The sequence below is a fragment of the Pantoea sp. XAF26B01_ASV70 genome, from assembly GCF_054512635.1.
In genome coordinates, this window is sequence record NZ_CM137251.1 from 239,262 (window position 1) to 253,386 (window position 14,125).

The window sequence follows — 14,125 nt, forward strand, 5'->3', positions numbered from 1 at the left end:
GGAGCAGCGGATGATCCAGAAGCATCGACGAAAACAGGCAGCGATTGTGGCAGGTGTTGGATTGGGTGTGGCGGCCACGTTATGGGGCATGAAACGCTGGCGGCAGCTTAAGGAGACGCCGCCGGTGTCGCCGAACAGTCATCACGCCGGTCTGGCCGGTTATTATCAGCAGATTGGTGACTGGCGCATGTTTACCCGCGTTACGCCCATTGAGGCTCAGGGACTGCCGGTCGTGTTAATCCACGGTCTGGTGATGTCGGGCCGGGCGATGGAGCCACTGGCGCTGGCGCTGGGGCGCGACTATCACGTGCTGGTGCCGGATCTGCCCGGTTTTGGCGCCAGCACACTGCCCCCTTCTGCGCCGATCATGTCGGTGGATCAGCTGGCGGATGCGCTGTGGCTGTGGTTACAGCATAACGGTTTCCAGCGCGCTATCTGGGTCGGCAATTCGTTTGGCTGCCAGATTCTGGCCGCGCTGGCGGTGAAACATCCACAGGCTGTAGCGGGACTGGTGCTGCAGGGGCCGACGGTCGATTGTCATGCCCGCAGTCTGCCGCGTCAGCTCTGGCGCGACTGGCGTAATGGCCGGCTGGAATCACGTCGTCCACCGGGGCCACTGGCCCGAATCGATTACGCCAAAGCGGGCCTGCGGCGCGCCTTCGGTACCCTGCGCGCCATGATGCACGACCGCATAGAGCATCGCCTTACTTACATTAACGCACCCACGTTGCTGCTGCGGGGCTCGCGCGATCCCGTCTGTCCGGCCCGCTGGCTGGATGAACTCGCTGCCCTGATGCCGCGCAGTGAACGACTGACATTACGCGACGGGACGCACACTTTGCACTACGTCTACCCGTGGAGTTTCTGTCACGCCATCCGCCCGTTCCTGGCACGTATCCAGCAGGAGGATCAACATGAGTAAACCACCAAGAGGGATTGCCCGCTTTGACTCTGCTGCCGCCATGCTGCTTGCGCTGGCCAATGCGCTGCACGATCGCCCCTTTGCCAGCCCCAGCCAGTCACCGACGCTGGATCGCCTGTTGCCGTCGCTTAACCGGCTGCCGACCGGACTGCGTGAGTGGGGCTATGCGCTGGGCGGCATGGCAGAAGGCATCAGCCTGCGCCAGGCGGGTGAACTGGATGTGGAAGGCATCGCCGAATGGATGGTGAGCGAATACCCGCAGCAGGATTATCCGGCGGCCTTTATCGGTTCATCGAACGGTGCACTGGTGCATCTGGCGGCGGCGATGGGTGTGCCCTGGTTGCCGCAAACCTTTCTCTGTCCGGTGCGCGCGGCCAATAGCGATCCCGATGATGTACAGGCGAGTTTTGAGCAGGGTAAAGAGGTGGCGGCGGCACTGCTGGCCGCCTGGCCGCGTCTTGCGGTTCACCATATGCATGACCCGAATCAGGATCGGCTGATGCTCGACCAGATGCGCTACTTCCGGCTAAAACTGCGCGAACTGCCGCTGGCCTTCAACGAATTCCTGATGGGAAGTCTGCCCGCCGGATCAACGCTGTTTATCAATCATTGTACCCGACAGTGGCCGGTAACCCGCACCAGCGACCGCTCGTTTTTCCAGTTTGGTGCGCTCGGCGGCGCAACCGAAAAAGAGTACTTACAGGGTGGCCCGCGGGTGGCGGAATATCTGGCACGCTATGGCATCGATCGCGAGCGCTGGACGCCGCCGGCCATTACTGACCACGTGCCGGAAGCGGAGTGGGGACTGGATGGTTATCTGATTTCGCCGCTGAAAAAACTGGCGGAAGCTCAGAACTGGAAGCTGATGGAGATTCGTTATGAAGATCCAGAGGCGATGAGCTATGTGGTGGCAGAGATCTACCGCGACTGGTATCTGGCGGCGGGAATTTTACCGACCCGGCTGACGGTGGACAGCTTCCTGCTGATGGACCCGTGGTGCAGCATGCATCAGCACGCCATCCCGTTCTGGCTGGTCTTTTGCACCGAGCCTTCGGCCGCGGCCCTGCAACGCTTCCTGGAAAAACAGCCGCCGTTCCGCAACATCGACATGATGCTCTTTTCTCACGGTACCGACAGCATCGGTCTGGCGGAGATTGACCGCTGGCGGGCGCTGCTCTCCCATGCACGTGATGAAGGCGTATTCATTGGCGTGGATGAAGAACGTTTCCCGCGTGATTTCGCGACGTTTGCCCGCTTCGACTCGGCGCTGCGTGAACGGGCGCCGCTGTTGCCACCTCCACCCGCGCTGAGCGCGGAGAAGGTGATGACGGGTATTCAGCGTTATGGTGCGAAATATGGGGTCACCCTGACGGCGCTGACGTAGCAGTCGCGCCGTCAGCCGTGATTATTCGCCGTCGGTGATCGGCTGGCGCACCAGCAGCAGGTAGGCGAGTGCGCCAACCAGCGTCACGCAGGCACAAATCATCAGCGCCATGCTGAACGATTTGGTGGTGTCGAGCACCCAGCCAGTGATGACCGGCGCGAACGAGGCGAAGATAAAGCTGGCGAAGTTCTGGATGCTGCCGACAGACGCTGTCATACGGGCGGTGACGTTGGCGTGGATCAATCCCCAGCACGACGTTCCGGCGAAGTGGATACAGAACAGCGCCATCCCAATCAGCGTTACGGCGCTGGTGGTGTCGGTCGCGCGGGTCACCACGGCGGTAAAGCCGGCGGACAGCAGCATCCCGCTGACGATGCAGACTTTGCGGGTTTTCACCGCGTTAAAGCCGCGACGTACCAGCGAGTCGACCACATAGCCATTCAGCAGCATGCCCGCCGCACCGAACAGGAACGGAATCGCTGCCAGCAGGCCGGTACTTTTAAGATCGAGATGATAGGTCGACTGCAGATAGCCCGGCAGCCACGCGATATAGAGCCAGGCGGTGTAGTTGATGCCGCTGAAGCCAATCATCATTCCCCACATGGTGCGCTGCTTAAACAGGCCGCGCCACTCTTTAAAGCTGATCGGCTCTTTACGCGAGGCAACGCTGCCCGCCTGCAGATAGTGGATCTCTTCAGCGCTCAGGATGTTGTTGTCGCGGTCGCGGTAGATCATATACCAGCCGATAGCGAGGAACATGCCGAGGATACCGATCGTGACAAACATGCCACGCCAGCCCATCACCAGCATCATCGCCGCCAGAATCGGCGGAGCCACCGACAGTCCAATCATCGAAGCCGCATTGAACATTCCCATCGGCATGCCGCGATCTTTAATGTTGAACCAGTCGTTGATCACTTTCACGCCGCACGGGTTCATCGGCGCTTCACCAATGCCGAGGCCGATGCGCACCAGGATGAACTGGGTAAAGTTATGCACCAGGCCAGAGGCGGCCTGGAACAGCGACCAGATAAACATGCCAATGCCGAGCATAATGCGCGGCCCTTTACGATCCAGCAGCGCGCCGCACGGCAGTTGCGCCAGGCCGTAAGCCAGCGAAAAGGCGGAGAGCAGGAAGCCGATTTCGGTGGCGCTCAGCCCCATCTCCTCGCGGATGGTCATATTCGCGACCGACAGCGAGCTGCGATCCAGATAGTTGATGATGGCGGCGAACAGCAACAGCAGCATCGCCGTGATCTGAATCTTGCGGATACGCGGTGAACGCACCACGTCGCTACGCATCGGCACGAAATCCTGGTCTGATGGCGTGTCGCCAGCTGCACTGTCGCGGCCGGTTACTGAAGTCTTTTCCATTGCACTCTCCCGAAACTGGGTACTTATCGTTATGGTGAGAAGGGGTCTGCGCGCAGCGGCAAAAGGCCGCCGTGACGTTGCAGTCGAGACTAAGAGCAAAGGGTTAAGGATGTTGCAAAGATGTTTCTGAATCGTGCGGGAGCTAATGCTTTGTGGTTTTTAATCGGTTTTTAATTGTACTGACCGATTGAGCGCACCATCGAGGTTTTAGCGGTCGCCAGATGGTTATGTAATGCACAGAGGGCGTCGACATCCTGACGGCCAATCAGCGCGGTCAGAATCGCCATATGCTCCTCCAGCGCCACAATATTTCGCTGCTTGAGGTCGCTCTCATCCCACTGATAGTGCGAGTGAAAGATCACCGAGATAATCTCCAGCGACTGATTGAAAAATGGGTTGTTGGCGGCGGATAAAATCAGCGAATGCATCTGACGATCCAGCGCGGCAAAGTGGCGATAGTTGCTGGCGATGGTGTCGCGCATCGATCGGTGACGATCCAGCAGATCCCGCGCCTGAACCCAGCGCTCGTCGCCTGCGGGCAGATTCAGGAAGCGGCTCAGGGCGTGGGTTTCCAGCATCTCGCGCAGTTCAAATAGCTTCTCGGCGTAATCCTGGGTGAATTTTTTCATCCGCCACTGGCCGCGTCTGACCGGCTCCAGCAGGTCATAGCGCATAAAGCGCAGCAGGAATTCGCGCACCACCACCGGACTGACTTTCACCTGCTGCGCCAGTTGCAGCTCGCTGAAGGTATCGCCGGGCACCAGCTGCCGCTGATTAATCATATTAAAAAACATCTGCTCAAAGTGGCTGGCCTGCTGCTCAATCGGCGGCGTTAACGCGCTAAAACCGTCATCTTCGCGCGGATCGCGCACGATAACCCAGGTTTGATCCACCTTATCCAGCACGCCGCACTGATGCAGATAGTGCAGGGTGTGGCGCACCGTAGTCCGGCTGATATTGAACATTTCCGCCAGTGCTGCCTGGGGCGGCAGCGGTGAACGAATGTGGTGCTGAGCGATGCTTTCCAGCATCTGGTTGATGACGTTCTGGCGCAAATTCTGGCTGCGGCTCATCTCACTCTCCGGTTTTTTATGCATTAAAAACCATTCAAAGCCCAAAAAAATCGCGGTGCTTCACACTTCCCGCAAACGAACACCGCAGCGCGTGCAGGATTCGCCATAACTGCCTGCAGGACAACCGGAGAATCACCATGACAACAATGAAAGCACTGGTCATCGCTGAACCACGTAAGATGGTATGGGCCACCCGCGATATCCCCACGCCCGCCGCTGGCGAGGTAGTGATTAAAATCCTTACCGCGGGAATCTGCGGCACCGACATCCACGCCTGGTCCGGTAATCAGCCATTCTTCAGCTATCCACGGGTGCTGGGCCATGAAATCTGTGCCGAAGTCGTGGCGCCGGGAAGTGGTGCGGAGAGCTTTCAGCCGGGCCAGCGGGTGGCGTTAATGCCCTACATCTCCTGCCTGCGCTGTGACGCCTGCCAGAGCGGCAAGACCAACTGCTGTGAGCAGATTTCAGTGATTGGTGTGCATCAGGATGGCGGGTTCTGCGACTACTTAAGCGTGCCAGTCAGCACGCTGCTGGTGGTGGATGATGTCGCGCCGGAAGCGGCTGCGCTGATTGAGCCCTTTGCCATCAGCGCCCATGCAGTGCGTCGTGCCGCAATTGTGGCGGATGAGCAGGTGCTGGTGGTGGGTGCCGGACCGATTGGGCTGGGTGTTGCCGCTATCGCCGCCGCCAGCGGCGCGCAGGTGGTGGTCGCGGATACCAGCGAATTTCGTCGCCAGCATGTTGATGACCAGCTCGGCCTGGCGGCACTGAATCCGGCTGATGAAGCGTTTTACAGCGCGCTGCGAGAGGAGTTTGGTGGCCGTCTGGCGCTGAAGGTGATCGACGCCACCGGCAGCCCGGCGGCGATGAACAATGCGGTCAACCTGATGCGACACGGCGGCACTATCGTTTATGTCGGTCTGCACAAAGGCGATCTGGTGATCCCGGACAGTGAATTCCATAAAAAAGAGACCACCCTGATGGGCAGCCGCAACGCCACCCGTGAAGATTTCGATCGGGTGCGTGCGCTGATGGCCAGCGGCCAACTGCGCGCCGAAATGATGCTGAATCACCATCTGGCCTTCTCCACGCTGGATGAAACCTTTGAGGCGCAAATCATCAACAACCGCGAGCTGATCAAAGGCGTGATTCATTTCGACCGGTAACGCGGCCAGTCGGTTCGCGTGGTTCAGGGCGCGGTGAGAGTCTGAAAGAAGTGCGCCCGCACCGCGTCAGCATCCACGCCAAGTGCGATACGCTGGGCAGTCAGGCCGTTAAAGGGATCCTGGCGGGATGCCAGCGCGCTCAGCTTACGCACCGTCTGACCGCAGGCGATGCCCTCCGTGATCACCCGCAGCGGGCTTTCGGTCAGGGTAAACGCCTGTGGCAGAGTGAGCCACGCCACCGCCAGGGTGTCATGCAGCGCCATTCCCTCGAATCCCTCTTTCTCCAGACTGTAAGCCAGGTAAGGGCGACAGATCGCACTCAGCACCGGCTGATTCAGACGCTGAACCTCATCGCCGCTGATCAGCACTTTGTGTGTGACATCCAGCGGGATCACCACCACATTCAGCGCCGAGGCGAGCACCTGATCGGCAGCATGCGGATCTTTCCAGATATTAAATTCGCTGAAGGGCGTCACGTTGCCACTGTGCCCGTCGGTGCCAAATGCGCCACCCATGATGACCAGCTCTTTCACCAGCGGAATAATATCCGGCGCCTGATTAATGGCCGTGGCGATATTGGTCAGCGGACCAATCGCCACCAGGGTGATCTGATGCGGCTGCGCCCGCACGCTGTCGATAATAAACTGCACCGCGCCCGGCGCCTGATCGCTGCACGCATTATCAAACGCATCGCCCAGCCCATCTTCACCGTGCAGTCTGGCGGGCGCAGAGGGTGGCAGCGCCAGCGGTCGTGAACAGCCGCGATAGACCTCCGCGTTAATCGCCATTTTCCCGCAAAACAGTCGGGCGTTTTTCACCGCCTGACCCACTGCCACGTTGCCGAAGACCGTGGTAATCCCCAGCAGATGCTGCGTCCGCGCCGCATAGGCCAGCGCAAAGGCGTCATCCACGCCGATATCGGTATCAAAAATCAGGGTACGCATAGGGTCTCCGCAACAGGCTGTAAACCATCAGCATTACTCCGTCTGTGGCGTGCGCGTCAAGGTTTTCAGCCGCCATGACCTCACTGTTGCCAGCCTGAACCGGCCGTCGTATTATCACCGGCTCAAGGTGATGGCGTGCCACCTTCCCCAACCGCCGGTGGGCTTTACACCGGCTGATGACGCCTGACACTCAATCCTTTCGCGGGAGCTGAGGTGTCAGGCGCAGTTTATCTTTGCCTTTCCCCCTCAGCCCGGCGTCAATCTGCAATCAGGAGCAAGACATGTTGAAACCGTTATTGGCTGTGATGATCGGCGGCTCTGCCGGCTGTGTACTGCGCTGGCTCTTTGCGATGCGCTTTAATGCGCTCTTTCCCAATCTGCCGCCGGGCACGCTGCTGGTGAATCTGATCGGCGGTCTGGTGATCGGCGGCGCGATGGCCTGGTTTGTTCGCCATCCCGATATCGACCCGATCTGGAAACTGCTGATCGTCACCGGACTGTGCGGCGGGCTGACCACCTTCTCCTCTTTTACGGCGGAATTAATGGGGTTGCTACAATCAGGGAACTATTTCTGGGCGATGACCAGCGCGCTGGTGCATGTGATCGGTTCGCTGCTGATGGCGTTTGCCGGTTTCGCACTGGTCACGATGCTGGGCTGATCTGGCTAAGCGGCGCTTGTCATACTCCTTAAGAGGTAGATAATGTTTCAGGTTTTACGCCCGACCATCCCGCATGAACGGGCGCAGAAGCTGAACGTCACCGATTATTCCGGACGATTAAGGAGCCGAGCAATGCGAACTAACCCCACATTCCTTAACCTGGTGCTGTTAAACGGTGAACCCGGCCAGAAGCTCCAGGCGGCGCATGACGCCGGTTTCGATCAGGTGGAGATCTGGCGCGAGGATGTCGAGGCGTGCGAGGGCGGCGCGGCGGCACTGGCTGAGATCGCTGCCCGGCAGGGACCTGGCTTTACCAATCTCCAGGTGCTGCGCGATTTCACCGGGGCACCCAGCGCGTTGCGCGGACAGAAGCGCGAAGAGCTGCGCCAGTTTATTCAGATTGCCCAGGCGCTGGGCTGCGACACCATTCAGGCGCCGGCCAGCACCCGCGAGGATTGCTGCGCCGACCAGATTGATGATGACCTGCGCTGGATGGCCTCTGAAGCTGCGCGCTACAACATGCGCATTATGTATGAGCCGATGGCCTGGTGCAGCGTGGATAACACCCTGCCGCTGGCGTGGCAGCGATTGCAGCGGCTCGATCAGCCCAATATCGGGCTGGTGGTCGATCTGTTCCATATCTGCGCACTGGGCGGCGACGCCTCACAGCTGGACGGTATCCCTGCCGATCGCATTTATGAAGTACAGCTGTGTGACATGGCCGCCGTTCCCGCGCAGGATAAGCAGAGCCTGATGGCGATGGCAAAGCATCAGCGTCTGCTGCCCGGCGATGGCATTATCGACATTGAACGCTTTGTCGATAAGCTTAAAAGCGCGGGCTATCAGGGACCGGTGGGCATTGAAGTTTTTAATGATGCGCTGAAACGCCTGCCGCCTGAGGTCGCTGCCCGTCATGCCTGGCAGGCATTAAAGCGCTGCTGGGGTTAATCCTGTAAGCACTGCGCGATAAACGCGGCGGCATGCATGGCACCCTGAGCGGAGATGGTGTGGCCGGTGGCGGGTTCAAATCGCGCTTCTACCGGCACCAATGCGGCCCTGAGTCGTGCTGCGGCAGATTCGCTCTCCTGCCACGGGATCACCTCATCGGCCTGGCCGTGGATCAGCAGCGCGGGCAGATGAGGCTGTGGCGTCAGCTCACCGTCAACCGCCAGACGACCCGAAAAGGCGACCACGCCCGCCAGCGGATAACGGCCAGATGCCAGCGCATCCAGCGCCATGATCGACCCCTGTGAAAAGCCGACCAGCACTACATCCTGCCAGCGGTCGGCGAAGCCGTGCTGTGCGATAACGTCGCTGAGGGTCGCGTCAAACGCCGCCCGCGCGGCCCGTACCCGACCTGGCCGGTTCTCTGGCGTCACCTCCTCCAGGCTGAACCACTGCCAGCCAAAACCGGCGGTAAAACGTTCGGGCGCATTGGGTGAGGCAAAAATCACATCCGGCAACAGCGTCGCCCAGTGACGGCCAACCGGTGCCAGATCGTCGCCGTTACTGCCTACGCCATGCAGAAAAATTACCAGTGCTTTTGCCATTATTGCTCCTTTATAGGCCGTACTCGCTCAGATCCGGGCCTGCCGGAACGATCCCGTTCGGGTTCAGTGCCTTGATTGAGTAGTAACCCTGTTTGATATGATCGATGCTGACCGTCTCTCGCACGCCGGAGACTGACAGCACGCTCTTAAGATAGCGATTCAGCAGCGTATAGTCGCGTATCCGGCGCAGGTTGCATTTGAACAGGCCATGATAGGCGACGTCAAAGCGAATCAGGGTGACGAACAGGCGAATATCGGTTTCAGTCAGCCGTTCACCCAGCAGGAAGGTGCGTCCATCGCTGAGCAGGGCTTCCAGTTCGTCGAGCTGGCTGAAGACGTCGTTAAAGGCCTGCTGATAGCTGATTGATGTCGTCGCGAACCCGGCGCGGTAAACGCCGTTATTCAGACGCGGATAGAGGCTCTCATTCAGCGCATCAATCTCCGGGCGCAGCGCGGCGGGATAGAGGTCGATGCGGTTATCGGCCAGATCGCCAAAGCCGCTGTTAAACATACGCACAATGTCAGCGGACTCGTTGCTGACAATGGTGCCGGTTTTCTTGTCCCACAAGACCGGCACGGTGGCCCGGCCCGTGTAATCGGGCGCGACGCGGGTATAGATTTCATGCAGGTACTGCGCGTGATTCAGCGGGTCCTGCTGTGCGCCGGGAAAATTGCCAAAGCGCCAGCCCTGGGCACCGAGCTGCGGTTCAACCACCGTCACGCTAATCAGCGACTCCAGCCCTTTGAGCTTGCGGGCAATTAACGCGCGCGACGCCCACGGACAGATCAGCGCCACATAGAGGTGGTAGCGATCCGCTTCTGCCGCAAATTCAGTGGAGCCATCGCTGCTTATAAAATCCCGGAAACCGGACGTCTGACGAATAAATCCGCCCTGTTTATCGGTCGACTGCACCGGGTGCCAGTCACTACTCCATTTGCCTTCTACTAACATCGCGCGACTCCTCTGTAATGTGAGAAGCAGCTTAACTGATGACTAAACGGCTGATAATCCGGTCATAAAGACAATCATTTCTTCCATTCTGGAAGAAATTACGCGGGCGGAAAACGGGTAAAGTGACTCACCAGGAAGTCGATAAGCAGGCGCGCCCGGTGTGCCAGATGACGGGCGGGCGGATAAACCGCAAACAGGCCAAGCGGTGGCGTGTCGAAATTCTCCAGCAGCCGGACAATCTCACCGCGTTGCAGCGCGGGAGCTGCGATAAAACCGGGCAGCCGCGCAATGCCCAGTCCGGCCATCGCGGCCTGCAGGCAGGCTTCGGTGTTGGCGAAGCGCAGACGCCCGCGGACCGGTACGGTGACAATCTCGCCGCCGCCGCCGCCGGCAAACGGCCAGTGCCAGGGATCGCGAAAATTGGTGTCGATGATGCACTGATGCTGGGGCATCTCGCGCCAGTGCTGCGGCGTGCCAAACTGCTCAAGATAGACCGGCGAGGCGGCGATGCGCACATGCACCTCACCCAGCTTGCGCGCGACCAGGCTGCTGTCGCTGAGGGTGCCGATACGGATCGCCATATCAAAGCCTTCATCGACGATGTTGACGGACCGGTCTGAAAAGCTGACATCCAGTTCAATCAGCGGATAGCGCCGGGCAAACGCCACCAGCACCTCAGACAACACCACAGTACCAAAGGAGCCGGGGGCGCTGATTTTCAGCCTGCCGGTAGGCGTCGTAGCGCTTTCACGCACGCTGGCATCCAGCGTCTCAAACGCATCGAGCAGGTTTTTGACCCGCTCATAATAGCTGCGCCCGACATCGGTGGGTGACAGGGCGCGCGTGCTGCGCTTAAACAGCTGGACGCCGAGCCGCTGCTCCAGCTTTGAAACCAGCTTGGAAGCCTGACTGCTGCTGGTGCCGAGACGTAACGCCGCCGCAGAAAAGCTGCCGGTTTCCAGCACCGTGACAAACATCCGGTCACAATCGAGTCGATCCATGGCGGTGTCCTGTGGAGATAAAGTCGCAGTATAGAAGCTGTGCTCCGCTGATGCAGCCTTCACTTTGCGTGCCTTAACCCTTTCGCTGGCGCGGAAAACCTGCTTGACTGACTCTCTGCCCGACGTTCTCTGGAGTAATTCATGTCGCTGATTCACCTGACGTCACTGGCGGAGATCCCGGCCGCCGAGTGGGATGCGCTGTTGCCTGATGACCAGCCCTTTTTGCGTCACGCCTTTCTGCTCACGTTAGAACAGAGCGGCAGCGTGCGGTCAGAGGCGGGCTGGCAGCCCGATCATCTGCTGTGGCGGGAGGAGGGGGTGACCCGCGCCGCGCTGCCAGGCTACCGCAAACGCCATTCACAGGGCGAGTACGTCTTTGATCACGCCTGGGCGGATGCCAGCCAGCGCGCCGGAATCCGCTACTACCCGAAATGGCTGGGCGCGATCCCCTTCAGCCCGGTCAGCGGTGCGCGCCTGCTGGGCGAAACCGCTGCCGCAGCGCAACTGCTGTCGGCCCTGCCTGAGAGCCTGTTACAGCAGGGCTTAAGCGGGGCACATATCAACTTTACCGATGCGCAGGCTAACCAGCTGCTGGCCGATCAGCCCGACTGGCTCTCCCGGCTCGGTTGTCAGTATCACTGGCATAACCGTGGCTACCGCGATTTTCAGGATTTCCTGGATTCGCTGATGTCGCGCAAGCGCAAACAACTGCGTAAAGAGCGTGAGCAGGTGATGCAGAGCGGCTTTGAGTTTGACCGCTACCTGGGCTACCAGCTGCGCGAAGATCAGTGGGATTTTGTCTACACCTGTTACGCCAACACCTATGCGGTGCGCGGTCAGCGTCCCTATCTGACGCGTGACTTCTTCAGCCTGCTGGCGGAACGCATGCCGCAGAATATTGTGGTGGTGATCGCCCGTTTACAGCAGCAACCGGCCGCGATGGCGTTTTATCTGCGGGACAGCAACGCGCTCTATGGCCGCTACTGGGGCTGTCTGGCGGAGTTTGACCGGCTGCACTTCGAAACCTGTTTCTATCAGGGAATGGATTTGGCCCTTGATGAGGGGCTGACGCGGTTTGATGCTGGCGCACAGGGCGAGCACAAGCTGGTGCGCGGCTTTGAGCCGCAGATTACCCACTCCTGGCACTATCTGCTGCATCCCGGCCTGCGCGATGCCGTGGCAGATTTTCTGGTGCAGGAGCGGGAAGGCGTGCGCGGCTGGGCGGAAGAAGCCCGCGACGCCTTACCCTATCGACGCGGCGATTAATCGATGCCGACAAAACCGCCGGTCTGATGCTGCCACAAGCGGGCATAGAGGCCGTTTTGCGCCAGCAGCTCGTGATGGCTGCCCATCTCGGCAATGCCGCCTTTATCCAGCACCACCAGCCGATCCATCTTCGCGATGGTCGACAGGCGGTGCGCGATGGCGATAACGGTTTTGCCCTGCATCAGTGACTCCAGGCTCTCCTGAATCGCCGCTTCCACTTCGGAGTCGAGCGCCGAGGTGGCCTCATCCATGATCAGAACCGGCGCATCCTTCAGCAGCACGCGGGCTATCGCCACACGCTGACGCTGACCGCCCGACAGTTTCACGCCGCGCTCGCCCACGTGCGCGTCCAGCCCGGTGCGGCCCAGTGAGTCGGAGAGCAGCGGGATAAACTCATCGGCGCGGGCGCGGTGAATCGCAAGCTGCAGCTCCTCTTCGCTGGCGTCGGGACGACCATAAAGCAGGTTTTCACGGATTGAGCGGTGCAGCAGCGAGGTGTCCTGCGTAATCATACCAATCTGGCTGCGCAGGCTCTCCTGCGTCACGGCGGCGATATCCTGATCGTCGATCACAATCCGCCCCGCGTTCAGGTCATAGAGGCGCAGCAGCAGGTTCACCAGCGTCGATTTACCGGCACCCGAGGGACCAATCAGCCCAATCTTCTCGCCAGGTTTGATGTCGAGGTTAAAGCCGTTAATCACCTGACGGCCACCGCCATAATCGAAGCGCACATCCTCAAAACGGATGTTGCCGCGCGTCACCTTAAGCTGCTTCGCCTGCGGCGCATCCTGCACGCTCAGCGGCTGCGCGATGGTTTTCAGCCCATCCTGTACCGTACCAATATTTTCGAAAATGCCGTTGACCACCCACATGATCCAGCCGGACATATTCACCAGGCGGATGACCAGACCGGTCGCCAGCGCAATCGCCCCGACGCTAATCAGCGACTGGCTCCATAACCACAGCGCCAGCCCGGAGGTCGAGACAATCAGCAGGCCGTTCAGCGCCGACAGGGTCAGATCCATGCTGGTGACCATGCGGCCGGCGTTCTGGGTTTTTTCGGTCTGCTCCTGAATCGCCTCACGCGCATACTGCCGTTCCAGATCGCTGTGGGCGAACAGCTTGATGGTGGCGATGTTGGTATAACCATCGACAATGGTGCCCATCAGCTTAGATCGCGACTCTGAGGAGACCACCGAACGCGCTTTAACGCGCGGCACAAAGAAACGCAGGGAGGCGCTGTAGGCCACCATCCACAGAATCAGCGGGATCATCAGCCGCCAGTCGGCACCGGCAAACAGCACCAGTGAAGTCACCGCGTAGATCAGCACGTGCCAGATGGCATCCACCAGCTGCACCGCGGAATCGCGCAGTGAACTGCCGGTCAGCATAATGCGCTGGGCGATGCGACCCGCGAAATCGTTCTGGAAGAAATTGAGGCTCTGGCGCAGCACGTAGTTGTGATTCTGCCAGCGGATCATGCTGGTCATGCTCGGGCTGATGCTTTGATGCACCAGCATGTCGTGCAGGGCGATAAAAATCGGCCGCAGAATCAGCGCCACCGCCCCCATCCACAGCAGTATCGGCCAGTTATCCCGAAACAGGCTGGCGGGCGTGGAGTGATTGACCATATCGATAATGCGGCTCAGATAGCTGAACAGCGACACTTCAATCAGGGCTGACGCCAGTCCCACTACCAGCAGTGCCGCGAAACTCGGCCAGACCTGCCGCAGATAGTAGAGGTAAAACGACCAGACCGTTGAAGGGGGCGAGTCGGTGGGCGCGTCATGAAAAATATTGATAAAACGCTCAAAACGGCGATACAACATAGCGA

The 14,125-nt window shown here is 59.7% G+C and carries 13 protein-coding genes and 1 riboswitch; of the genes, 6 read left to right on the top strand and 7 right to left on the bottom strand.

What is annotated here, in order from left to right:
- Window positions 1-10 precede the first annotated feature (10 nt).
- Window positions 11-922 carry an alpha/beta fold hydrolase gene (locus ACX8ZY_RS01125; RefSeq protein ID WP_425021247.1) on the top strand — a complete coding sequence of 304 codons (912 nt, stop codon included), beginning with the start codon at window positions 11-13 and terminating at the stop codon, window positions 920-922.
- Window positions 915-2,306: a hypothetical protein gene (locus ACX8ZY_RS01130; RefSeq protein ID WP_421665172.1), complete on the top strand. Its 1,392-nt coding sequence runs from the start codon at window positions 915-917 to the stop codon at window positions 2,304-2,306. Before ACX8ZY_RS01125 ends, ACX8ZY_RS01130 begins: the two co-directional genes overlap by 8 nt.
- A 21-nt stretch (window positions 2,307-2,327) precedes the next feature.
- Here ACX8ZY_RS01130 and ACX8ZY_RS01135 read toward each other — a convergent pair whose 3' ends face one another.
- Both ACX8ZY_RS01135 and ACX8ZY_RS01140 read right to left on the bottom strand, forming a co-directional pair.
- Window positions 2,328-3,680, bottom strand: coding sequence for an MFS transporter (locus ACX8ZY_RS01135; RefSeq protein WP_421665173.1), 1,353 nt, complete (start codon window positions 3,678-3,680; stop codon window positions 2,328-2,330).
- A gap of 170 nt (window positions 3,681-3,850) precedes the next feature.
- Window positions 3,851-4,753, bottom strand: a complete 903-nt coding sequence (locus ACX8ZY_RS01140; RefSeq protein ID WP_010671481.1) for a GntR family transcriptional regulator — start codon at window positions 4,751-4,753, stop codon at window positions 3,851-3,853.
- A 137-nt stretch (window positions 4,754-4,890) separates the two neighbouring features.
- On the opposite strand from ACX8ZY_RS01140, the gene ACX8ZY_RS01145 reads away from it, so the two are divergent.
- Window positions 4,891-5,919: a zinc-binding alcohol dehydrogenase family protein gene (locus ACX8ZY_RS01145; protein WP_421665174.1), complete on the top strand. Its 1,029-nt coding sequence runs from the start codon at window positions 4,891-4,893 to the stop codon at window positions 5,917-5,919.
- 23 nt (window positions 5,920-5,942) lie between these two features.
- Here ACX8ZY_RS01145 and ACX8ZY_RS01150 read toward each other — a convergent pair whose 3' ends face one another.
- On the bottom strand, window positions 5,943-6,863 hold the full coding sequence (locus ACX8ZY_RS01150) for a nucleoside hydrolase (protein ID WP_033785721.1): 921 nt from the start codon (window positions 6,861-6,863) through the stop codon (window positions 5,943-5,945).
- A 117-nt stretch (window positions 6,864-6,980) separates the two neighbouring features.
- A riboswitch (Fluoride riboswitch) is annotated at window positions 6,981-7,056 on the top strand.
- Between the two features lie 88 nt (window positions 7,057-7,144).
- On the opposite strand from ACX8ZY_RS01150, the gene crcB reads away from it, so the two are divergent.
- Entirely contained in the window at window positions 7,145-7,522 is a 378-nt protein-coding gene (gene crcB / locus ACX8ZY_RS01155; protein ID WP_022623971.1) for a fluoride efflux transporter CrcB, read from the top strand.
- Window positions 7,523-7,654: 132 nt separating this feature from the next.
- Window positions 7,655-8,470 carry a sugar phosphate isomerase/epimerase family protein gene (locus tag ACX8ZY_RS01160; RefSeq protein WP_033773108.1) on the top strand — a complete coding sequence of 272 codons (816 nt, stop codon included), beginning with the start codon at window positions 7,655-7,657 and terminating at the stop codon, window positions 8,468-8,470.
- Here the strand turns inward: ACX8ZY_RS01160 and ACX8ZY_RS01165 are convergent.
- The 3 genes from ACX8ZY_RS01165 to ACX8ZY_RS01175 form a co-directional block, all read right to left on the bottom strand.
- The gene (locus ACX8ZY_RS01165) at window positions 8,467-9,072 is read right to left on the bottom strand and encodes an alpha/beta hydrolase (protein WP_182505447.1); all 606 of its coding nucleotides are present in this window, start codon (window positions 9,070-9,072) and stop codon (window positions 8,467-8,469) included. The two genes, ACX8ZY_RS01160 and ACX8ZY_RS01165, sit on opposite strands and share 4 nt — an antisense overlap.
- 10 nt (window positions 9,073-9,082) lie before the next feature.
- Window positions 9,083-10,024 (bottom strand): glutathione S-transferase family protein, encoded by a 942-nt coding sequence (locus tag ACX8ZY_RS01170; protein WP_421665175.1) that lies wholly within the window; start codon window positions 10,022-10,024, stop codon window positions 9,083-9,085.
- A gap of 98 nt (window positions 10,025-10,122) precedes the next feature.
- Window positions 10,123-11,025 (bottom strand): LysR family transcriptional regulator, encoded by a 903-nt coding sequence (locus ACX8ZY_RS01175; RefSeq protein WP_182505448.1) that lies wholly within the window; start codon window positions 11,023-11,025, stop codon window positions 10,123-10,125.
- Between the two features lie 141 nt (window positions 11,026-11,166).
- Here ACX8ZY_RS01175 and ACX8ZY_RS01180 point away from each other — a divergent pair, with 141 nt between their 5' ends.
- Window positions 11,167-12,291 (top strand): GNAT family N-acetyltransferase, encoded by a 1,125-nt coding sequence (locus ACX8ZY_RS01180; protein WP_033780931.1) that lies wholly within the window; start codon window positions 11,167-11,169, stop codon window positions 12,289-12,291.
- On the opposite strand, the gene ACX8ZY_RS01185 is transcribed toward ACX8ZY_RS01180, so the two are convergent.
- Window positions 12,288-14,120: an ABC transporter ATP-binding protein gene (locus ACX8ZY_RS01185; protein WP_033759129.1), complete on the bottom strand. Its 1,833-nt coding sequence runs from the start codon at window positions 14,118-14,120 to the stop codon at window positions 12,288-12,290. The two genes, ACX8ZY_RS01180 and ACX8ZY_RS01185, sit on opposite strands and share 4 nt — an antisense overlap.
- Window positions 14,121-14,125: the final 5 nt, after the last annotated feature.